The sequence below is a fragment of the Rhodococcus sp. IEGM 1409 genome (assembly GCF_030056735.1).
In the GTDB taxonomy this organism is placed as follows: Bacteria; Actinomycetota; Actinomycetes; order Mycobacteriales; family Mycobacteriaceae; genus Rhodococcus_F.
This window is the reverse complement of sequence record NZ_JASHKN010000001.1, coordinates 77,287-97,953: the sequence shown is the minus strand read 5'-3', so window position 1 is coordinate 97,953 and position 20,667 is coordinate 77,287. Positions and strand designations below refer to the sequence as shown.

General features: G+C 63.5%; 22 protein-coding genes. 13 read left to right on the top strand and 9 right to left on the bottom strand.

Annotated elements, in window-relative coordinates:
* Nucleotides 1-258: 258 nt before the first annotated feature.
* From sigE to tatB, 4 genes are all read left to right on the top strand, one after another.
* Nucleotides 259-855: an RNA polymerase sigma factor SigE gene (sigE, locus tag QM716_RS00420; RefSeq protein WP_029255812.1), complete on the top strand. Its 597-nt coding sequence runs from the start codon at nt 259-261 to the stop codon at nt 853-855.
* A 52-nt stretch (nt 856-907) separates the two neighbouring features.
* Nucleotides 908-1,267 (top strand): RNA polymerase subunit sigma-70, encoded by a 360-nt coding sequence (locus QM716_RS00415; RefSeq protein ID WP_283301470.1) that lies wholly within the window; start codon nt 908-910, stop codon nt 1,265-1,267.
* A gap of 99 nt (nt 1,268-1,366) precedes the next feature.
* Nucleotides 1,367-2,845 (top strand): S1C family serine protease, encoded by a 1,479-nt coding sequence (locus QM716_RS00410; RefSeq protein ID WP_349307344.1) that lies wholly within the window; start codon nt 1,367-1,369, stop codon nt 2,843-2,845.
* A 74-nt stretch (nt 2,846-2,919) separates the two neighbouring features.
* Nucleotides 2,920-3,312 (top strand): Sec-independent protein translocase protein TatB, encoded by a 393-nt coding sequence (gene tatB, locus QM716_RS00405; protein ID WP_003945177.1) that lies wholly within the window; start codon nt 2,920-2,922, stop codon nt 3,310-3,312.
* A 65-nt stretch (nt 3,313-3,377) separates the two neighbouring features.
* Here tatB and QM716_RS00400 read toward each other — a convergent pair whose 3' ends face one another.
* From QM716_RS00400 to QM716_RS00380, 5 genes are all read right to left on the bottom strand, one after another.
* Nucleotides 3,378-4,514: an Mrp/NBP35 family ATP-binding protein gene (locus tag QM716_RS00400; RefSeq protein WP_095972904.1), complete on the bottom strand. Its 1,137-nt coding sequence runs from the start codon at nt 4,512-4,514 to the stop codon at nt 3,378-3,380.
* A 24-nt stretch (nt 4,515-4,538) separates the two neighbouring features.
* Nucleotides 4,539-5,399, bottom strand: coding sequence for a lytic transglycosylase domain-containing protein (locus QM716_RS00395; protein ID WP_283301461.1), 861 nt, complete (start codon nt 5,397-5,399; stop codon nt 4,539-4,541).
* A 145-nt stretch (nt 5,400-5,544) separates the two neighbouring features.
* Complete coding sequence (locus tag QM716_RS00390; RefSeq protein ID WP_283301458.1) at nt 5,545-6,996, bottom strand: lytic transglycosylase domain-containing protein; 1,452 nt, start codon at nt 6,994-6,996, stop codon at nt 5,545-5,547.
* Nucleotides 6,997-7,071: 75 nt separating this feature from the next.
* Complete coding sequence (locus QM716_RS00385; RefSeq protein WP_003945067.1) at nt 7,072-7,614, bottom strand: DUF1003 domain-containing protein; 543 nt, start codon at nt 7,612-7,614, stop codon at nt 7,072-7,074.
* Nucleotides 7,611-8,897 (bottom strand): magnesium transporter MgtE N-terminal domain-containing protein, encoded by a 1,287-nt coding sequence (locus QM716_RS00380; protein WP_230817403.1) that lies wholly within the window; start codon nt 8,895-8,897, stop codon nt 7,611-7,613. The genes QM716_RS00385 and QM716_RS00380 overlap by 4 nt, the downstream gene beginning before the upstream one ends.
* Before the next feature lie 73 nt (nt 8,898-8,970).
* On the opposite strand from QM716_RS00380, the gene QM716_RS00375 reads away from it, so the two are divergent.
* The 6 genes from QM716_RS00375 (at nt 8,971) to QM716_RS00350 (ending at nt 15,068) form a co-directional block, all read left to right on the top strand.
* Nucleotides 8,971-9,933, top strand: coding sequence for an HpcH/HpaI aldolase/citrate lyase family protein (locus QM716_RS00375; protein ID WP_003945087.1), 963 nt, complete (start codon nt 8,971-8,973; stop codon nt 9,931-9,933).
* Between the two features lie 106 nt (nt 9,934-10,039).
* Complete coding sequence (locus QM716_RS00370) at nt 10,040-10,534, top strand: general stress protein (RefSeq protein ID WP_003945065.1); 495 nt, start codon at nt 10,040-10,042, stop codon at nt 10,532-10,534.
* Nucleotides 10,535-10,723: 189 nt separating this feature from the next.
* Nucleotides 10,724-12,100 (top strand): ABC transporter substrate-binding protein, encoded by a 1,377-nt coding sequence (locus QM716_RS00365; RefSeq protein WP_283301452.1) that lies wholly within the window; start codon nt 10,724-10,726, stop codon nt 12,098-12,100.
* Nucleotides 12,101-12,180: 80 nt separating this feature from the next.
* Nucleotides 12,181-13,062 carry a carbohydrate ABC transporter permease gene (locus QM716_RS00360; RefSeq protein ID WP_230817475.1) on the top strand — a complete coding sequence of 294 codons (882 nt, stop codon included), beginning with the start codon at nt 12,181-12,183 and terminating at the stop codon, nt 13,060-13,062.
* Between the two features lies 1 nt (nt 13,063).
* On the top strand, nt 13,064-13,894 hold the full coding sequence (locus tag QM716_RS00355; RefSeq protein ID WP_019749348.1) for a carbohydrate ABC transporter permease: 831 nt from the start codon (nt 13,064-13,066) through the stop codon (nt 13,892-13,894).
* 4 nt (nt 13,895-13,898) lie between these two features.
* Nucleotides 13,899-15,068 carry an ABC transporter ATP-binding protein gene (locus tag QM716_RS00350; protein ID WP_283301450.1) on the top strand — a complete coding sequence of 390 codons (1,170 nt, stop codon included), beginning with the start codon at nt 13,899-13,901 and terminating at the stop codon, nt 15,066-15,068.
* A gap of 4 nt (nt 15,069-15,072) precedes the next feature.
* On the opposite strand, the gene QM716_RS00345 is transcribed toward QM716_RS00350, so the two are convergent.
* A complete protein-coding gene (locus tag QM716_RS00345) occupies nt 15,073-15,330 on the bottom strand; it encodes a hypothetical protein (protein WP_283301448.1) in 258 nt (85 codons plus the stop codon).
* Nucleotides 15,331-15,455: 125 nt separating this feature from the next.
* On the opposite strand from QM716_RS00345, the gene QM716_RS00340 reads away from it, so the two are divergent.
* Both QM716_RS00340 and QM716_RS00335 read left to right on the top strand, forming a co-directional pair.
* On the top strand, nt 15,456-16,727 hold the full coding sequence (locus QM716_RS00340; RefSeq protein ID WP_283301446.1) for a sensor histidine kinase: 1,272 nt from the start codon (nt 15,456-15,458) through the stop codon (nt 16,725-16,727).
* A gap of 10 nt (nt 16,728-16,737) precedes the next feature.
* Nucleotides 16,738-17,841, top strand: a complete 1,104-nt coding sequence (locus QM716_RS00335; RefSeq protein WP_283301444.1) for a winged helix DNA-binding domain-containing protein — start codon at nt 16,738-16,740, stop codon at nt 17,839-17,841.
* On the opposite strand, the gene QM716_RS00330 is transcribed toward QM716_RS00335, so the two are convergent.
* Together QM716_RS00330 and QM716_RS00325 are read right to left on the bottom strand one after the other, a co-directional pair.
* On the bottom strand, nt 17,834-18,697 hold the full coding sequence (locus QM716_RS00330) for a hypothetical protein (RefSeq protein ID WP_003945080.1): 864 nt from the start codon (nt 18,695-18,697) through the stop codon (nt 17,834-17,836). The two genes, QM716_RS00335 and QM716_RS00330, sit on opposite strands and share 8 nt — an antisense overlap.
* Nucleotides 18,687-19,385 carry a metallophosphoesterase family protein gene (locus tag QM716_RS00325; protein ID WP_283301441.1) on the bottom strand — a complete coding sequence of 233 codons (699 nt, stop codon included), beginning with the start codon at nt 19,383-19,385 and terminating at the stop codon, nt 18,687-18,689. Before QM716_RS00325 ends, QM716_RS00330 begins: the two co-directional genes overlap by 11 nt.
* Nucleotides 19,386-19,456: 71 nt before the next feature.
* On the opposite strand from QM716_RS00325, the gene QM716_RS00320 reads away from it, so the two are divergent.
* The gene (locus QM716_RS00320) at nt 19,457-20,041 is read left to right on the top strand and encodes a suppressor of fused domain protein (protein WP_219466400.1); all 585 of its coding nucleotides are present in this window, start codon (nt 19,457-19,459) and stop codon (nt 20,039-20,041) included.
* Between the two features lie 51 nt (nt 20,042-20,092).
* Here QM716_RS00320 and QM716_RS00315 read toward each other — a convergent pair whose 3' ends face one another.
* Nucleotides 20,093-20,539, bottom strand: coding sequence for an SRPBCC family protein (locus QM716_RS00315; protein WP_007736117.1), 447 nt, complete (start codon nt 20,537-20,539; stop codon nt 20,093-20,095).
* Nucleotides 20,540-20,667 lie beyond the last annotated feature (128 nt).

Below are 20,667 nucleotides of genomic sequence, written 5' to 3'. Positions count from 1 at the left end.
CCTCATATGGCGTGCACACCGCGATGAGAAAAGGTGTATACATCGCCGGATCGAAGATCGCACGGCGGTATCGATTTCTACCAAGTTGGTCTCTCGCAGCTCGGTGATCGGGAACAAATCACAGCATCGGCTGGTTCTCCCGAATATCGCGCATTACGTGAACCGGACAACGCGGTGATCGAACTACGCGATCCCGAGCAGGAGGATCAACTTATTTACCAGGTCAACGACGAGCCTCGCCCTCGAGAGTCGGAAGTTTTGACGACGGAATCGGCTGTGGATTCCGAATTGATCGGCACGGCTGTGTTCGATGCAACTGGTGAGAAGTCCTCCATGCCGTCTTGGGACGAACTCGTGCGTCAGCATGGCGACCGGGTGTACCGCCTGGCCTATCGACTGTCGGGCGATGCCCAAGACGCCGAAGACTTGACGCAGGACACCTTCATTCGGGTGTTCCGCTCGCTCTCCGATTATCAGCCCGGCACGTTCGAGGGCTGGTTGCACCGCATCACCACAAACCTGTTCCTCGACATGGTTCGCCGACGCAACCGCATCCGGATGGAAGCGCTGCCCGAGGACTACGACCGCGTTCCCTCACCCGGTCCCGACCCCGAGCAGATCTACCACGACGCGCGCCTCGACGCAGGTCTGCAGGCCGCACTGGACTCACTCGCGCCAGAATTTCGTGCCGCTGTTGTGCTCTGTGACATCGAAGGTCTGTCGTACGAGGAAATCGGTGCCACACTGGGAGTGAAGCTCGGAACGGTTCGTAGCCGTATCCATCGTGGGCGACAGGCGATTCGTGATCATCTGGCAGCGCAGCGCGCGGCCGAATCCGAACTCGTCGGTTTCTGACGGTCGGGTTCGAGCTACAGAGCGGGACGTGGTCAATCACCTGGAGGGACGAATGACGGAGGCGCGGGCACATCGCCAGTTCGGATCGACCGAACATCTGGCCAGCGAGGCAATCGCTGCCTACGTCGACGGAGAGCTCCGAATGCAGGCCTATCTGAGGGCCTCCCATCACATCTCGATCTGCACCGAGTGCGCTGCAGCCGTCGATGCTCAACAGCAGGCGCGTGGTGCGCTGCGTCGAAGCGGCGAGATGACGATGCCGTTGTCCCTGGTGGGACTTCTCAGTCAGATTCCCTCGTGCAACAGTCCGACTACCGGACCCAATTCGGAAAACGCCGACAGTTCCGTCGGTAATCAGCCTGCGGGCTTCTCCACCATCAGCAAGAGGTTGTCCCGTCGCTGGCGCAAATGACGCCGCGCGCCTGCTTCCCGGCGCGGATCAGTGATAGCTTCCCGGCACGGATCAGTGATACTGGACGACGTGACTGACGGAAAAAGGGGGCACTCCGGAGTGAGCTCGGATTCTTCGGCAAACGGTTCGGTGGATAGACCGGCAGATGCGCCGGTACTCGACCCCCGTCCGGTCTATCGACCCCAGATCGATCCGGCCTCGCGCCAGGTGTTCGGTCGGCCGACCGGAGTCGAGGGCTCGTTCACCCCGATAGCCGCGCGATCGACACCGTCCTCCGACGTCGTGATCGGCGCTCCGGACCCGGTTCTGGCCGAAGCATTCGGTCGCCCCGCAGATGCAACCGAGTCGATCGGCCGCGATCCCGAGGCGTCGGCGAACAACGCGCCCGAAGAGGAGCCGCCGAGCGATCCGTGGCGTGATCCGGAATCCGCGGTCTCCCTGGGCAGTCCCGCAGAGTCCAAGGCGCCGGTGCAGTTGCAGCCCGCCCAGAAGCTCGATGTGCGTGAGGTGTTGTTCGGTCGCAAGGTCGCTCCCTCGGCGCTGGCCGCACTCGCCGGGATGGCGCTCGTCATCGCGCTCGTCGGCGGCTTACTCGCCACGGTCATCACTGCCGATCGCAGTTCACTCACCAGCTCGCGCGTCACCCTCGTCCAATCCGGCGGCGGCGAACAGCCGGAGTCGCAGGTGGCGAAGGTCGCCGACGCGGTGCTGCCTTCCGTGGTGTCGATTCAGGTCGCCGTCGGCGATCAGGGCAGTACGGGCTCCGGTGTGGTCATCGACGACGGCGGATACATCGTCACCAACAACCACGTGATCTCCTCTGCCGTTCCGCCCGCTCAGGACGCGAAGATCCAGGTGATCTTCTCCGACGGAACCAAGACCGACGCCCAGATCGTCGGCCGTGACGTCAAGACAGACCTCGCAGTGCTCAAGGTGTCGGCGAACAATCTGACGGTCGCTCAGCTCGGAAAATCCGAGGATGTTCAGGTAGGCGACGACGTCGTCGCCGTCGGCTCACCACTTGGGTTGAGCAAAACCGTCACCCGCGGAATCGTCAGTGCGCTGAACCGGCCACTGCGGTTGTCGGGTGAAGGCACAGACACCAACGCCGTCATCGACGCCGTCCAGACCGATGCGGCGATCAATCACGGCAACTCCGGCGGTGCGCTCGTCGACGACGAAGCCCGCGTCATCGGTATCAACACGGCAATGCTCAGTGAGTCCGGTGGTTCGGTCGGGCTCGGTTTCGCGATTCCGATCGACACGGTTACGGAGGTGGCGCAGACCATCATCCGCGACGGCAAGGTTCATCACCCCGACATCGGCGTGAATGCCCGCACCGCAGTCAACGACGCGACCAGTGGCGCTGCCGTGGCCAACGTCCGCGACGGCAGCCCCGCTCAACGCGCGGGAATCGTCGAGGGTGACGTCATCGTCAAGGTCGGTGACCGGCCGGTGACAAGTGCCGACGAACTGGTGGTTGCGGTCAACGCGACGACTGTCGATCAGCCCGTCAACGTTCAGTTGATCCGCGAGGGACGGCAGGTCGACATTTCGGTCACGCCGGTGTCGGACTGACCGGGTCCTGCGATCTTCCTGTGAGGTTGATCCGGACATGCGCGCACCGAGCGAGCACACAGTAGGCTGACCCTGTGTTTGGCAACATCGGTTGGGGCGAGTTCATGATCCTCCTCGTAGCGGCTCTGGTCATCTTGGGACCTGAGCGGCTTCCGGGTGCGGTCTCCTGGGTCACGAAATCCCTGAGGCAGGTGCGCGAATATGCTTCGGGCGCTTCCAATCAGCTCAAGGAAGAACTGGGCACCGACTTCGAGGATCTGCGTAAACCACTCGCAGATCTGAACAAGTTGCGCGGAATGACGCCGCGCGCTGTGATCACCCAGCACCTCCTCGACGGCGACGACTCCATCTTCACGGGGAACTTCGACAAGAAGCCGCAGAGCGGAGTGCAAGAGCCGAAGACGCTGTCGAAGGACAAGCCACTTACTGCCGGCGAACGTCCTCCTGTGGACTTTGACGCAACCTAGATTCGATATACGAAAGGGCGCCTGCCACCGATCGGTGACGGGCGCCCCTTTCGTATAGCCGGGTTTTAGAGGTTGCGAACCGTGTTGATACCGAGCGACATTCCGGCCAGTCCGCGCTGACGGACGGCCAACTTGTCGGCGATGTCCTTGAGGGCGATGGCGGCGGGTGAGTCGGGGGCACTGAGGACGATCGGTGTCCCGGCGTCGCCTGCCTCGCGGACGGACGGATCCAGCGGGATCTGTCCGAGAAGCGGAACCTTGGCGCCGACGGCCTTCGTGAGGCGATCGGAGACGGTCTGCCCGCCGCCTTCACCGAAGACGTCCATGCGGGTGCCGTCGGGAAGTTCGAGCCACGACATGTTCTCGACGACGCCGGCCACACGCTGACGGGTCTGCAGGGCGATGGCGCCCGCGCGTTCGGCGACCTCGGCGGCAGCCTGCTGCGGTGTGGTGACGACCAGGATCTCGGCGCTCGGGATGAGCTGAGCCACCGAGATGGCGATGTCACCGGTGCCGGGCGGCAGATCGAGAAGCAGCACGTCCAGGTCGCCCCAGAACACGTCGGCGAGGAATTGCTGGAGCGCGCGGTGAAGCATCGGTCCGCGCCAGACGACGGGAGTGTTGCCCTGGGTGAATTGCGCGATGGAAATCATCTTCACGTCGTGGGCGACGGGCGGCATGATCATGCGCTCGACCTGAGTCGGCTTGGCGTCGGTGCCGAGCATGCGGGGGATCGAGTGACCGTAGATATCCGCGTCGAGTACCCCGACGGACAGTCCGCGCGCGGCCATGGCCGCCGCGAGATTGACTGTCACACTGGACTTTCCGACGCCACCCTTGCCGGAAGCCACGGCGTAGACGCGGGTGAGTGAACCCGGCTGGGCGAAGGGGATGACCGGCTCGGCGGAATCGCCGCGAAGCGACTTGCGGAGCTCGGTTCGCTGAGCGTCGTCCATGACGTCGAGTTCGACGCGGATCGCGCCGACACCGGCGACGTCGGCGACGGCCTTGGTGACGCGTTCGGTGATCTCGGTGCGCATCGGGCAACCGGCGGTCGTGAGGTAGATGCCGATGTCGACGCTGTTGTCACTGGAGAGGGTGATCCCCTTGACCATCCCCAGTTCGGTGATGGGTTTGCGGATCTCTGGGTCCAGAACTCGCGCGAGCGCGGAGCGAACGTCGGACTCGGTCAGTACAGACATGACTCCATGGTAAGTCCAGGTAGGTCAGTGGATGCGCGGCAGGTCCGATGCGGCGGGGACGATGCCGGTCGAGTACCCGAGCGACCAGGCCAGAACGTTGGCGACGTAGGCCGCGGAGTTGTTGTAGCGGTGGATCGCGGACGCGACCTGGGTGACGTCCTGCATGTTCAGTCCGCCGTCGCACAGGTACTTGCCAGTGGTCAGGGCGGAGTCGAAGAGGTTCTGCGGGTCGGCGATTCCGTCACCGTTGCCGTCGCCGGCGTACTGGTTCCAGGTGGACGGGATGAACTGCATCGGGCCGACTGCACGGTCGTAGACGGTGTCGCCGTCGAGGGCGCCGCCGTCGGTGTCCATGATGACGGCCTGGCCCGGCAGGCTGCCGTTGAGCGGCAGGCCGATCACGGGCTTGTAGAGGTTGCCGTTTGCGTCGGCGTCCTTGCCGTCGTTGGCGTGACCGGATTCGACGCGACCGATACCGGCGAGGAGCGTCCAGTGCATGTTGCAGTTGGGCTTTTCGACGGCGAGGATCCGCTCGGCGTTCTGGTAGGCGGCGACGCTCACGCTCGGGATTCCGAGTGCGCCCTCGGCCATGGAGGCGGGGAGCGGGGGAGTTTCTTGCACGGGAGCCAACGGCGCGGGCTCCGGCGCTGCGGCGGGAGCCGGCTCGGCGATAGCTTCGACAGCGGGCAGAATCTGCGCCTGCGGTTCCTGCGTGGCCTGCGCAGCGTCGACCGTCTCGGCGGAGCTGGCGTTGAAGAACGGAACCTTGGGAGCGGCGCCGGCCGTGTTGGCTGCGGTGACGAGTCCGATAGGGATGAGTCCGGTGAGCGCGATGACCGAATTTCGACGGATATGCGAATCTGTCTTCTTGCTGTGCCGACCCACTGTGTATGCCTCCTGAACCTCCGCGAGGAGGTTTTCCGTTCAACTGACGGAGTCGAGGCTACCTGATTTGTTGCGTTTCCGTTATTCAACCGTGATCTAGGAGGGCAGTTTGGGACATTTGCACTGTTCTTTCGTGATTTTTTGGTTACAGAGCGGGCATGCTGGGCAGGCCCGGGAAGAACGGCACGAATGCCGGCGCAGGGGCCGGGGCGGGCTCTGGCGCGGGCGCCGGCGCCGGGGCGGGCTCAGGCGAGGGGGCGGCGGGCGGCGAGGACTCCGCGGGGGCTGCGTCGGCGGGGGAGGGTGCCGCCCCGGCCACCTGCATACCGGGGACCGTGCACGGTAGAAGGATGCCGTCCTGCAAGGCGTCGAGGGCTGCGGGGTCCGGAAGGATCACGCACATGTCGTCGGGCCAGCGCCATCCCTCGGCCGTCAGAATCGGCCACACGAGACCCCGTGAGGTGAGGACGGGGAGCGGGATGACCGGACCGGGAGCCGCGTTGGGTCCCGGAGTCGGGCTGGTCGGCATTACTCCCGGCGGGATCAGTGCCTGGATCTCGGGTGAGAGCGCAGGCATGTCCGGCAGACCCGGGAAGAGGGGCGTGGTGGTCGGGGTTGCCGTCGTCGACGCTGATTCCTTGTCGCCGGCCGCCGGATCGGTAGCCGCAGCCGCGGCGAGTACGGCCGAAGCGGCGGAGTCTGCCGAGGTGGCGGCGTTGATCGCCGAGCTACCGGTGTTGATGCCCGAGGTGTACGGCAGCTGACCGGAAGGAATGACGCCGTTCTTGTAGGCCGTCGACCACATGATCACGTTTGCTGCGTACGCGGCCGAGTTGTTGTACCGCAGAACAGCTTTGGTCTCCTGGGTGACATCGCGGAGGTTGAGTCCGCCGCTGCAGAGGTACTTGGCTGCCGAGAGTGCCGCGTCGAAGACGTTGTTGGGATCCTTGATTCCGTCCCCGTTACCGTCGCTGGCATATCCGGCCCAGGTAGCCGGAATGAACTGCATCGGCCCGACGGCGCGGTCGTGAGTGGGGTCGCCGTCGGTCGCGCCCTTGTCGGTATCTCGAATGACCTCATTGCCGGCCAGCCGTCCGTCGAGGACGGGGCCGAGGATCGGGGTGACCGTTGTACCCACCGACGTCGTCTTACCGCCGTTTGCGTGACCGGATTCGATGCGGCCGATGCCGGCCAGGAGATGCCAGGGGATTCCGCAGCCCGGCGCCTCGGTCATCATCACCAGCTCCGCGGAGCGGTACGCGTTCAGAACGATCTCGGGGATGCCCAGAGAAGTGAGGACGACCGCCGCAGCGTTCGGCGCTGCCGGGGCGCCGGCGACCGTATCGCTGGGCGGGGCCGACCGTTGCGTTCGGACCGTGCGGGGCGTCGGGAGGAAGTCGACAGAGTCCGGCTGCGCAACGGAGGCGGAGCCTGCGAGGGCGATGGGGACCTGTGACCCGCTGGACGGTGCGCTTCCGGCAGTGAGGGCCGCTGGACCTGTGACGACGAGCAGTCCCCCCACCAGTGTGGATGCTGCAATCATTCCGCGTACTCGCACGATTCCCCTTTGCTGGCGCTCCCGCTCCGGAGTACCCACCGTGATATCCGTATTGCTGTGACTTACGTTACATATCGGTCACGGTGCGTGCAGCAAAACTCAGCGAACGCTCAGCTAGTTGTGACTTTGTTTCGCAGTATTCGAGTCACGGTGCTTCTTCTTCGGGGTCGGTTCGCCGTCGGCAGCGAGGATCGACTTGATCTCTTCGAGCTCCCGTCGCAGGTAGTCGCGGGTGGCAACCTCGCCGACGGCGATGCGCAGAGCTGCGAGTTCACGGGCGAGGAATTCGGTATCCGCCTTGGTTTGCTCGGCGCGTGAGCGATCCTCCTCGAGCGAGACCCGGTCGCGATTCTCCTGACGGTTCTGTGCCAGGAGAATCAGCGGCGCCGCGTAGGCGGCCTGGGTGGAGAAGGCCAGGTTCAGCAGGATGAACGGGTACGGGTCCCACTGCAGAGCCACCGCGAACACGTTGATCAGGATCCAGACGATCACGATGATCGTCTGGATTGCGAGATAACGCCCGGTGCCGAGGAAGCGCGCGATGCGTTCACTGACGCGTCCGACAGCTTCGACGTCGAAATCGAGATTGAACCGGCGGCTTCCGCGAGGCGTTTCCAGTCGTTGCCGTGCGGTCGTGCTCGACGCCCGTTCGCTCATCGGAGTAGTTCCTCGTCGTCGGAGTAATCCTCACGCCAGTCTTCCGGCAGGAGGTGATCGAGTACGTCGTCGACCGTCACGGCCCCGATCAGGTGGTTCTCGTCGTCCACGACCGGCCCGCACACCAAGTTGTAGGTCGCGAAATATCGGGTGACCGACGCCAGCGAGTCGTCCGGGGCCAACCGGGGCATGTCGGTGTCGAGAAGTCCGCCCACCAGGCTGGCGGGAGGCTCGCGCAGAAGTTTCTGCAAGTGGACGCAGCCGAGGTAGCGCCCGGTCGGAGTGGCGGTCGGCGGACGCACGACGAAGACCATGCTCGACAGAGCCGGGGTCACGTCGTAGTTGCGGGCGCGGGCAAGAGCCTCGGCGACGGTCGTCGAGGCCGTCAATACCACCGGTTCAGGTGTCATCAGACCGCCGGCGGTGTCCGGGGAGTGTTCGAGCAGCCGTCGAACAGGTTCGGAATCCTGCGGGTCCATCAACTGCAGCAGTGATTCGGCCTCGGTCTCGGGCAGCTCGCCCAGCAAGTCGGCGGCGTCGTCGGGATCCATTGCCTCGAGCAGATCGGCGGCACGTTCGACTTCCAGGTGCATCAGCAGATCGGTCTGATCGTCCGCAGGCAGTTCCTGGACGACGTCGGCGAGGCGTTCGTCGTCGAGTGCCACGGCCAGTTCGTGGCGGCGCTTCTCCGGCAGTTCGCGCATGGCGTTGGCCACGTCGGCGGGTCGCATCCCTTCGTACTGCAGAAGAAGGTGAGCGACGCCCTGGCCGGGGAGCGAGAGGTCGCTCTGGGTGAGGCCGGCGACGTGCTGCCAGTCGACGACGTGAATCGCCGCGCGTCGACCGAGGCGTCCGCGATGGCCGCGAACCGCGACCTTGGAGACGACCCAGTCCCGGGTTCGAGTCGATTCGATCCCGAGGTCGACGACTATCGTGTCGGCGCCGTGAAGCTCCTCGAGTTCCGGGTCATCCACGCGCACATGCGAATCGAGTACCTGTGCCAGAGCGAGTACTTCGCCCGGACGCTGGTTGAAGCGCCGCAGACTGACGTTGCCCGTGGTCAGGGTGACCGCACTCGGCTCGATAGCCGTCACTCGCAGCATCGGGACGAAAATGCGTTTGCGCGTGAACATTTCGATCACCAGACCGAGAACTCGCGGTTGCTGGCGTCCGATGCGGACCGTGATGACGACGTCGCGCACACGACCGATCGATTCGCCGTCCGGGCCGAGTACAACCAGGCCGGCAAGCCTGGCTGCAAATACCTTGCCTGCTGCTGCCATGATTGCAAGGCTAATTCGTCCAGCGTCAAAATCTGCAACGGCGCCGCCGAAAATCGAGAAGGGCAGTCCGCAAATGACTTCACGCAACCGGTCCCGTCGATCGGTATTGGCAGTTCCCGGCAGCAGTCGGAAGATGATCGACAAGGCTAAGGGATTGCCCGCCGACGAGATCTTCCTCGACCTCGAAGACGCAGTGGCGCCGCTGGCGAAGCAGGCTGCTCGCGAGTCGATCGGCGACGCGTTGGCCGAGGACGGGTGGGGCAAACAGGTCAAGGTCGTCCGGGTCAACGACTGGACCACCGAATGGACGTATGCCGACGTCGTGGAGGTGGTGGGCCGCGCCGGAGCGCATCTCGACGCCATTCTGCTGCCCAAGGTTCCCGACGCGAGTCACGTGCAGGCACTCGATTTGTTGTTGACGCAGGTGGAGAAAGCCAATGGTCTCGAGGTCGGCAGAATCGGAATCGAACCGCAGATCGAGAACGCGATCGGACTGACCAACATCGACGCGATCGCCACCGCGAGCCCCCGTGTCGAGGCGCTCGTGTTCGGTCCGGCCGATTTCATGGCGAGCCTGAACATGCGAACTCTGGTCGTCGGCGAGCAACCGGACGGCTACGACCGTGGTGATGCTTATCACCACATTCTGATGACCATCTTGATGGCCGCACGGGCACACGGAGTCCAGGCGATCGACGGGCCGTACCTGCAGATCCGCGACGTCGAGGCCTTCACTCGTTCGGCGGCGCGAACGGCAGCGCTCGGCTTCGACGGTAAATGGGTACTGCATCCCACACAGATCGAGGCGGCCAACGAGGTGTTCAGTCCGCGCCAATCCGATTACGACCGTGCGGAACTCATCCTGGACGCGTACGCATTCCACACCTCTGCCGCCGGGGGAGGGCGGGGCGCGGTCATGCTCGGCGACGAGATGATCGACGAGGCGAGTCGCAAGATGGCACTGGTGATTTCGGCCAAGGGACGCGCCGCGGGGATGACGCGCACGTCGGAATTCACGCCACCCGAACACGCCTGACGCTCGTGTGGCCGAACGATTCAGGTCTGTAAAGGGCACAATAGGGGTAGATGTACTTGCGTCATCCGCGTGGATGACGTGCCCGAAAAGAGGAGCGCAGCCAGCCATGTCCAATCCGCTCGGTCAATCGTCGAATGGGTCGCGCCGTGGAGCGTTGCCGACACCGCCGTCGGGATGGCCCATCGGGTCGTACCCCACCTACGCCGAAGCGCAGCGCGCAGTCGATTACCTCTCCGATCAAGAATTTCCGGTTCAGGACGTCACGATCGTCGGCGTGAACCTGATGCAGGTCGAGCGTGTCCTCGGTCGGTTGACGTGGGCCAAGGTGATCGGTGGCGGCATCGTCTCCGGTGCCTGGCTCGGTGTCTTCTTCGGCCTGGTGCTCGGAATCGTCACCGGTGGTTTCCTCGCCCCGCTTATCGCGGGCATCGTGGGCGGCATCATCTTCGGCGTCATCTCGACGACCATCCCGTACGCCGCGACGCGTGGGCAGCGGGACTTCGCCTCGACGATGCAGTTGGTCGCCGGACGCTACGACGTACTGTGTGAGCCCAAGACGGCGGAGTCGGCACGCGACCTTCTTGCCAAGCTCGCCATCTGAAATTCTTGCTCGGGCTGCCAACTTGTGTGATCTCGGTTACTTTATGTACATGCGGGCGAGGTAACACTCACTTTCCCGTGACCGTTTGCCGGACAAGGAAATAGGTCCCTTTTCCGGCAAAAGTGCCGATGTGTGGTGCGTCGGCCAGCCGTAACGACTGTGCCGTCTCGCCGCCCGAGGAGGACGGCTGTGCAGAACAAGAGATTGCGGGCGGGGCAGAAGAAGAAATACAGAGTGGGGCTGCTCGGCGCGGCAACATTGTTGTTGGCGCCCTTGCTCAGTGCGTGTGGATCAGACAACGACGACGGGGTGGTGCTGTCCTTCTACACCGCCGCCGACGGCGCCGAGCAGTATGCGGAGGCCGCTGCCAATTGTTCGGCGGCCTCGAACGGCGCATATCGGGTCGAGCAGAAAACTCTGCCCAAGGGTGCTGACGACCAGCGACTTCAGTTGGCCCGGCGTCTGACCGGCAACGACAAGTCACTCGATCTGATGACGCTCGACGTGGTGTGGACCGCCGAATTCGCCGAAGCCGGTTGGGCATTGCCACTACCTGCTGACGTGGCGGCCGAGGTGAGCGACGGGACCCTCGAGGGTCCGCTGGAGTCGGCGAAGTGGCAGGACCAGCTCTACGCGGCGCCGCTGAACACCAACACCCAATTACTCTGGTATCGAAAGGATTTGATGCCGGACGGCCAACCGCCCCAAACCTGGGATCAGATGATCGACATCTCCGAAGGTCTGGCTGCGGAGGGACGACCCAGCTGGATCGGCGTGCAGGGCAAGCAGTACGAAGGATTGATGGTCTGGTTCAACACCCTTCTCGCCAGTGCGGGCGGATCAGTGGTGGGGCCGGACGGAACCACAGTGACGGTCGCGGACGGTGATGGCGCGGAGCAGGCCCTGACCGTCATGAAGCGCGTCGCTACTGCGAAGGGCGCGGATCCCTCGATTTCGCAGGGGGACGAAGCGTCGTCGCGTCTGGGCATGGAGAGCGGTAAGTCCGCCTTCCAAGTCAATTGGCCGTTCGTGCTTCCCGGCATCATGGAGAACGCCGAGAAGGGCGATCTTCCGTACATCGACGACAAGGGCAACGTCACCAGCCAGAACACCGGCAACACGGTGCTGACGGTGAACGGTGAACGGAATTTCCTTGCGGCTCCATATCCTTCGGTGATCGAGGGCAAACCGGCGGAGGTCACGATCGGCGGCTTCAACGTCGCGGTGGCCAAGACCAGTCAGCATCCGGATCTCGCTTTCGAAGCGCTCACCTGCCTGCGTAACGAGGAGAATCAGCGCAACAACGCCGTCGCCGGTGGTGTCCCGCCGACGCTCGAGAGACTGTACGACGACCCGGCATTCCAGGAGGCGTACCCGGCATGGCGTGAGGTTCGCGACAGCCTGGACACCGCGTCGGTCCGGCCGGTTTCTCCTGCCTATCAGAGTATTTCGACACTCATCACTGCCACGCTCAACCCTGTGGGAAACATCGATCCGGAATCGACCGTGAACGATCTGGCCGAGCAGGTACGCAAGGCAGTCAATTCGGAGGGGCTGATTCCGTGACGATCGACAGCGAAAACTCCGGAGCTGCAACGGCAGTCGCCGACCGCTTGCCGGAGCCGAAGCGCTCCAGGACGTCGAAGATGTCGGACGGAAAGGCGGCCGAGCGTCGACTCGGCCTGTGGCTGGTGGCGCCCGCTGCGATACTCATGATCGCAGTGACCGCGTATCCGGTGGTCTACGCCGTGTGGCTGAGTTTGCAGAGGTACGACCTTCGCTTCCCGGATCAACGAAAGTTCGTGTGGTTCGACAATTACGTATCGGTGCTTACCGACGGCTACTGGTGGCAGGCGTTTGCCGTGACGACGTCGATCACCGTTATCTCGGTCATCATCGAGTTCGTCCTAGGCCTGACCATCGCGCTGGTGATGCACCGGACGATCGTGGGTAAAGGCCTCGTCCGCACTGTGGTGCTCATCCCGTACGGCATCGTCACCGTCGCTGCGGCGTACAGCTGGTACTACGCGTGGACGCCGGGAACCGGCTACCTGGCCAACCTCCTGCCCGACGGCAGTGCGCCGCTCACCGACCAGATCCCGTCGCTCGCGATCATCGTTCTTGCCGAGGTGTGGAAGACGACGCCGTTCATGGCGCTGCTCCTGCTCGCCGGTTTGGCGTTGGTTCCGGACGACCTCCTCAAAGCGGCTCAAGTCGACGGCGCCGGTGCGTGGACTCGCTTGGTACGCATCATCCTTCCGCTGATGAAGCCCGCCATCCTCGTCGCGCTGCTGTTCCGCACGCTCGACGCGTTCCGCATCTTCGACAACATCTACGTGCTGACGAAGGGAGCGAACGACACCGGTTCGGTGTCGATTCTGGGTTACGACAATCTGTTCAAAGCGTTCAACCTGGGCATCGGATCGGCGATCAGTGTGCTGATCTTCGTGTGTGTGGCCCTGATCGCGTTCGTCTTCATCAAACTTTTCGGTGCCTCGGCTCCCGGATCCGATACGGAAGGACGCTGACATGACCGTGACTCCCAGACTCAAGATCAGCTGGTCCGTCGTCAACCTTCTGGTCTTGCTGTACGCGTTGGTTCCTGTTCTGTGGATCGCCAGCCTGTCCTTCAAACCCGCCGGAACCATCAAGGACGGCAAGTTCATTCCGGAGAAGTGGACCCTGGACAATTACCGAGGAATCTTCGACACCAGTGCCTTCACGAGTGCACTGATCAACTCCATCGGAATCGGACTGATCTCGACGGTCATCGCCGTGGTGATCGGAACCATGGCTGCGTACGCCATTGCCCGCCTGGATTTTCCGGGCAAGAAGCTGCTGGTGGGTGTTGCTCTGCTGATCGCGATGTTCCCGCAGATTTCATTGGTGAGCCCGCTGTTCGACATCGAACGACGGCTCGGACTTTTCGACACCTGGGCCGGACTCATCCTGCCGTACATCACCTTTGCGTTGCCGTTGGCGATCTACACACTCTCGGCGTTCTTCAAGGAGATCCCATGGGAGCTCGAGAAGGCGGCGCAGATGGACGGCGCGACGCCGGGTCAGGCGTTCCGGAAGGTGGTAGCGCCGCTTGCCGCGCCCGGCATCGTCACCGCGGGCATTCTGGTGTTCATCTTCTGCTGGAACGACCTGTTGTTCGCGATTTCGCTGACGTCGACCGAACGCTCCATCACCGCCCCCGCGGCCATCGCGAACTTCACCGGCGCTTCACAATTCGAGGAGCCCACCGGGTCCATCGCCGCGGCCGCAATGGTCATCACCATTCCGATCATCATCTTTGTTCTGTTCTTCCAACGTCGTATCGTGGCCGGGCTTACTTCCGGCGCAGTGAAGGGATAAGCCTGTGGCCGAGATCGTGCTGGACAAGGTGACCAAGCTTTACCCGGACGGAGCCAAGGCGGTCAGTGATGTCGACATCACCATCGCCGACGGAGAATTCATCATTCTCGTGGGCCCGTCCGGTTGTGGAAAATCCACGACTCTCAACATGATTGCCGGGCTGGAAGACATTTCGACCGGTGAGCTGAGGATTGCGGGTGAGCGTGTCAACGAACGCGCCCCCAAGGATCGCGACATCGCGATGGTGTTCCAGTCGTATGCGCTGTATCCGCACATGACGGTGCGCCAGAACATCGCGTTCCCATTGACATTGGCGAAGATGTCCAAGGACGAGATCAACGCCAAGGTCGACGACGCGGCGCGGGTCCTCGACCTCACCCAGCATCTCGATCGCAAACCGGCGAACCTGTCGGGTGGTCAGCGTCAGCGTGTCGCGATGGGACGCGCGATCGTGCGCAGCCCCAAGGCCTTTCTCATGGACGAGCCGCTGTCGAACCTGGACGCCAAGCTGCGCGTGCAGATGAGGACGGAGATCGCCCGTCTGCAGCAGCGACTCGGTACGACAACAATTTACGTGACCCACGACCAGACCGAGGCGATGACACTCGGCGATCGGGTAGTCGTGCTTCGCGGCGGAATTGTTCAACAGATCGGTGCGCCGCAGGAACTCTACGATCGTCCGAACAACCTGTTCGTGGCGGGGTTCATCGGATCCCCGTCCATGAACTTCTTCCCCGGACAGTTGACGGCCGAGGGTGTGAGCACGCCGATCGGCGACGTTCGCCTACCCGCGGCGGCGCAATCGAAGATTTCGGGCAGCGGTTCAGGTAAGGACGTGGTGGTCGGTATCAGGCCGGAGCATTTCGAGGATGTCGCGCTGGTCGATGCTGCGCAGAAGCCGCACGGCGGGACGTTCACCGTCGACGTCGACGTGTTGGAGTCGATGGGTTCGGACAAGTACGCGTATTTCCTCGCCGGTGGCCCTGCCGTCAATTCCCGCGAACTCGAGGAACTCGCCGCAGATTCGGGAACGGCCGTCGCTGGTGGCGGTCAACTGGTTGCCAGGCTGTCGTCCGAGTCCACGGTGGCGCAGGGCAGGTCGATCGATCTGTGGTTCGATCCCGCCAAGATCGCGGTATTCGACGGCGGCACGGGAGCCAATCTGCTGCTGTGAACCTCTACCCGGGCAAGGTGACCGAATAGGTCGTGCCCCAGGGGAGCGGTACCTGTTCCGGGCCGGGTGCGGCGTCGGTCGGCTCGGGCAGGGGGATCAGTCGGCCGAACTGTTCGTGATGGGTGGTGGTCGGGGCAGCTTGTGCTGTCCCGGCCACCACGGTGATCGGTGCAGCAGCCAGGGCGCCGGCGACGGCAAAACGAGTGGCAATGCGACGCTTACCTGCTCGGGTCCGAATCATGGTCTCTCCTGTGACAATCATGGTCTCTCCTGTAAAAACTGCGTGGGGGATGAACCGGTGCCTTTCACGGTATTGCGGGTTGATTGTGAAATCTCGTGTGCGAAGCTCATTCACAGGGAACTGGGATGGGTGGCACAGGAGGACACATGAACGGATCCTCGGTACGAACCGAACACCTGCCCGGCGGCCCGGACCTCGAACGGATACTGCGCGAACACGCATACCGTGGTGCTTACCTCCAGTTGACGGTGCGCGGCGCTCTGGTGCTGTTCATCGCCCTGACATTGATATTCGTCCCGCCCATGAACGACGCGGGATGGTGTTTTGCCATCCTGGGCGCGTATGCCCTCTGGTCGGCAGCGGTGGCTTTGTGGATCCGCAGGGGCGGCACCGGCCCGGTGACGATGATCTGGCTCGGGTTGTTCGTCGACCTCGCTGTGCTCGCAACTCTTACCCTGCTGACCGGTCTCGCCGCCGAACAGAGTTGGACCGCCGACATCCTGAGCAACGGGCTCTTCGTCATTCCCGTCCTGGCGTGCACACAACTGCGGACCGACGTGTGTGTCGGCGTCGTGGCCTGCACGATCGGTGTGTTCTTTGCCTCCAGTTGGGCAACGATGACCTCGAACTCCGAGCCGTGGCCGTCGATCCTGCTGAGCACCATGGCATTGGTCGGGGTGGGCGCCGGCGCCGTCGGATTGACTCGGATTCAACGATCACGCGTGCTGACCATCGGACAACTCGTCGGGCATCGCACGAGCCTTCTTGCTGAGCTCATCGGGCTCGAGCAGCGTGAGCGCACGGAACTGTCCGAGCAATTACACGACGGGGCGCTTCAGTACGTTCTCGCGGCGCGGCTGGATCTCGACGAATTGGCGGACAGTGCGGAGCCTGTCGCCTTGGCGCGAGCCGGGAAAGCGCTCGGTGAAGCGACCACACTGCTGAGATCCTCCGTCTCGGAGCTGCATCCCACTGTCCTCGTTCACGTGGGTCTTGCAGGTGCACTCGGGGACCTCGCGCGCTCGGCGCAGGGACGCGGCGGAGTGGTGGTCGAAGTCGACGCGTCGGGCTGGAACGGCGATCTGCGCACATCCGCGGACGACGTGCTGTTCGGCGCCGCACGGGAGCTTCTGGGCAACGTCGTCAAACATGCCGGCGCGCAGAATGTTCGGATCGAGCTCGCACGACTGGATCACCGTGCGGTGCTCGTGGTCTTGGACGACGGCCGGGGGATCAGCGCCGATCGGATTGCCGAACGACGGGCCGCCGGTCACATCGGACTGCTCTCGCACGAACTGCGGGTGGTTGCCGCGGGTGGCTCGTTCTCGGTCGGACCGGGTGAAGAGTCCGGAACCCTCGCGCGAGTCGAGATTCCGTTCGAGATCGCCACTGCCACTGCCACTGACCACGATCGCTGAGGAGTTGTCGATGACGCTGATAACCGATCGCGAGCTCAATCTGGCGACACTGGCGAGGCAGTTCCTCCTGCGGCGCGCCGATGTCAGCGCCTTGGATGCGATCGAGCACCTGGCGGGTCTGCAAGCACAGGCACCGACGCCTCCCTATCTGGCACTGTGGGCGCGGCTGAAGAACTTTGCCGCAGAAGACCTCTCCACCCTTGTGGAGAAGCGCCAGGTGGTGCGGCTGGTTGCCATGCGGGGCACGGTCTTTGCCCTATCGGCCGCGGATGCGGGCCCCTTCCGAGCCACGGTTCAGACGATAATGGAACGCGATCTCCACACCAACAGCACACAGCGCGCGGCGCTCACCGGGTTGGATCTCGATGCTCTGGCACAGGCCGGACGCGACCTGGTAGCACACGGGCCGCTCACCCAAATGCAGATGAGGCCTCTACTGGCAGAGTGTTTTCCCGGCCACGCGCCAGAAGGGCTGGCACACGGAGTTCGCGGACTGTTGCCGATGGTGCAGGTCCCACCGCGAGGGTTGTGGGGACAATCCGGTGCACCGGCGCTGACGACCTTGGAGAATTGGCTGGGCGCAGAAGTGGATTCGACTCCGGTCCCCGACACACTGGTGCTGCGTTACCTGGCCGCGTTCGGTCCCGCGAGCGTGAAGGACGCCCAGGCGTGGTCGGGCCTGACCCGGCTCGCCGAAGTCTTCGAGCGGCTACGACCCGGCTTGGTCACCTTCGTCAACGAGAAAGGGACCGAGGTGTTCGACCTGCCGGACGCGCCACGACCGAACTCCGGGACACCCCCGGCCCGCATACTCGCACCGTTCGACAACATCCTGCTCTCGCACGCCGACCGCTCGCGAATCATGGACGAAAAGTACCGAACTCGCGTCTTCACCGTGAACGGCATCATCAAGCCCGCCATCCTGGTGCGCGGAAAGGTGGTGGGATTCGCGACGGTGACGCCGGCAAAAGAGACGGTCGAGTTGGGTGCGACTCTGTTTGCGCAGCAATCGAAGACCACCCTCGCGTCCATCGAGAAAGAAGCGCGTTCGTTGCTGAAGTTCATGCACCCGAAAATCCCGAACCGCGAGGTGCAGTTCACTGTATCTACGTAGCGGGCTTGTGCTTTCGCGGTGCTCGATCGCGTAGTTCGGCCACGATCTCGTCGTTCCACATGTGGCGCCGCACCAATCGGTACCGCTCCCGTGCGATCCACAGATACGCCTCGGCGTCGGTGTGCTCGGGCAGCATGTCGGCGCCCCTCAGCATTCGCACGACGGGTAGAAACTCCTCACCGAACCAGCGGCGGGCGACGGTGTCCCGGCCGAGAAACTCACCCTTCTCCTGCATGAGGCGAAAACCCCAGGCCTCCACGCACTCACTGAGTTCGGCGTACTCCCACGGGTCCGTGACCTGTACGGCTTCGCGTTGAGAACCTTGCAGCGGAACGCGAGTGAGGAAGAGGCGGCGATGGTCCTTGATGAGCAGATCGGCGCGCTGAGTGATGCCTTCCGGTGAGATACGCGTGATGATTTCGGTGACGTACGCGTCGATGGTTTTCTGGTGCATCGCACACGCAATGGACACCCGGTGGTGTCCGTCGATCACGAAGTGCATGGAGCCGACGCGATACAACTGGACAGGTGGAACCGATTCGCCGCGTCGTTGCGCCACGGCAAGCCGTTCCCAACGCGCACGAGAATGAGTTGACGTCGGCCGGAAGTACCTGTCGAAATCACCTGTGCGGTCGACACTTCCGACGATCGATTCGATGGTGACGACCTGCAGTCCGAGAGACTTCTCGCCGACCTTGCCGAGAGCGGCGACAACCTCGTCGAACGGCAGGATCGCGTTGACGTCGTCCGGTTCGCGTCGTAGCCAACTGACCAGTCGTGCCACGTCGGCGCGTCGACGCTGACGAGCGAAGTCGTTTTCCGCGTCGGCTGTGGGGAAACCTGTGTCACGAGCCATGTCGGCGCCTCACGATCGTCGGCGGAGTACCTGGGGAAATCTCCATCAGCGTGAAGCCGACGGTATTGAGCACGATAGTCCGGCCCACCTCCAGATCGAGAGGTCTTCGCCCGTGCGGATGGATGTGTCCGTGGATCATGACCGTTGGATCGAGGTTGTGAATCAAAGGCGTGAAGCATTCGAACCCTCGATGTGGCCGATCCTCGGCGTCGCCGACGCCACGGGCCGGGCTGTGAGTGAGCAGCACATCCACGCCCGCCCGGCCGCCGGGAAGTCGCGATTGCCAGGCGTTTCGCCAGGTGAGCGAGCGAGCGCGTCGGCTCTGCTGGCGCTCGGACCACTGATTGGGGCCCGTGTTGTATCGGATGGAACCGCCGAGGCCCGCGATCCGCAGACCGGCGACGGTCACGACGCGTCCGTCGGCGTTGACAGCGCCGGTGGGCCCTGGCCACTGCACCGGCATGCCCGCACGCATCCAACCCGATCTCCTGTTCGAGTATCCGGACAGATCGACGTCGTGGTTCCCGGGAACGAACACGCAAGGCGCGTTCAGTTGATCCGACAGGTACTCCAGATACGCAAACGGCAGATCGCCCGCACCGAGGATCAGGTCGACTCCGAGTGAACGAACCTGACTGCTCCACAGGTATTCGACGGTCTCGTCGCTGACAGCAAGAACGGAGGCCATTTCGACGACGCTACCGCCACCGCGAGGTATCTGCGCTGCGAACCTCGAGGGCACGGTGTTTAGATGGACGAGTGTCAGACAGCGTCGTATCTTCCGTCCGGGCCCATCTCGTCAGCAGCATCGAGGGGCCGGAGCCCGCCGCTGCCTCGGTGACGTTCCTGGGTGTCGAACCGCTGGATGTGCTGCGTTTCGAATCACCCGACGGACTGGTCCGCTACATCACCCTGGGGTGCTCGCGTCATCCGATGGGCGACCCCAACGAACTGGTCGCGGACCCCACGCGCGGTCCCCGTGCCGAGTTGGTGCTCACCCTGCGCGGTGGCACGGGTATTGCGTCGGGTGTGGCCAGGACACTCGCGGTGTTGGCTGCCGCGCCGTCCGTCGAAGGCGTCGTGCTGCTCGAAGATGCGCTACTGGACCTGGGTGAGCCGCTGTGGAAAGACACCGCATTCACGGCGGTGCTTCTCGGTGACAGTGGGATCGAAGACCTGACGCTGCCGGAGCCGTTCGATCCGGTGCGCTTCCTCGGCGTGGTCCCCCTCACCGGTACCGAAGCCGCCTGGGTGCGTCTGCGCGGCGCGGAGGCACTGAGGGAAGCGTGGACCGAGGCGGGGATCGACATTCGCGATCCGCACCGTTCCGCCGCCTCGCTCTAGGGTTCCGGCTGCCCCTGCGGTACCGGCTGCCCCGGCGCGGTGTCCGTCAGATCATTCGGCGTGCACGAGTATGTCTGCCAAGTTCTCGAGACTGACCCGAACTGTCCGTGAAAATGCTTTCGTGACGATCGGGTCGGCCATCTTGCCGAATACGCCGCCGAGTCCGCTTTCACTGTCGAGTCGGTAGGTGACCCGAGTGCCGTCACCGACTTCTTCGCAGGTTGTGGTTTGCGAGAAGCTGACCGGACTTTCGACGGACGTCGATTTCGACGATCTCGGTGGGTCGTACTCGGTGAATTCGGATGTCCACTCGAGACGCTTGCCCAAGATTCTCGAGACGCCGTGCCATCGGCTTCCCACGCCCATCGGGCCGTCGGTGATCTGTTTGCATTCGACCATCGAGTTTTCCCAATTGGGCCAATTCTCGGCGACGGCGATGTACTCCCAGACGTCCTTGGGTGGCAACGCGATCTCTACGGATTGCTCGACTGTAGGCATGGTTGTTCCTCCACTTCTCTTCGGATCTGAATTTGCTTGTCACAAAATGGATTTCGGGAACGGAATGAAAATGCGTACCCATATCCATTGTCCGCCTGCGACGGTGGCAAGTACAGGGAGTCAGAAGG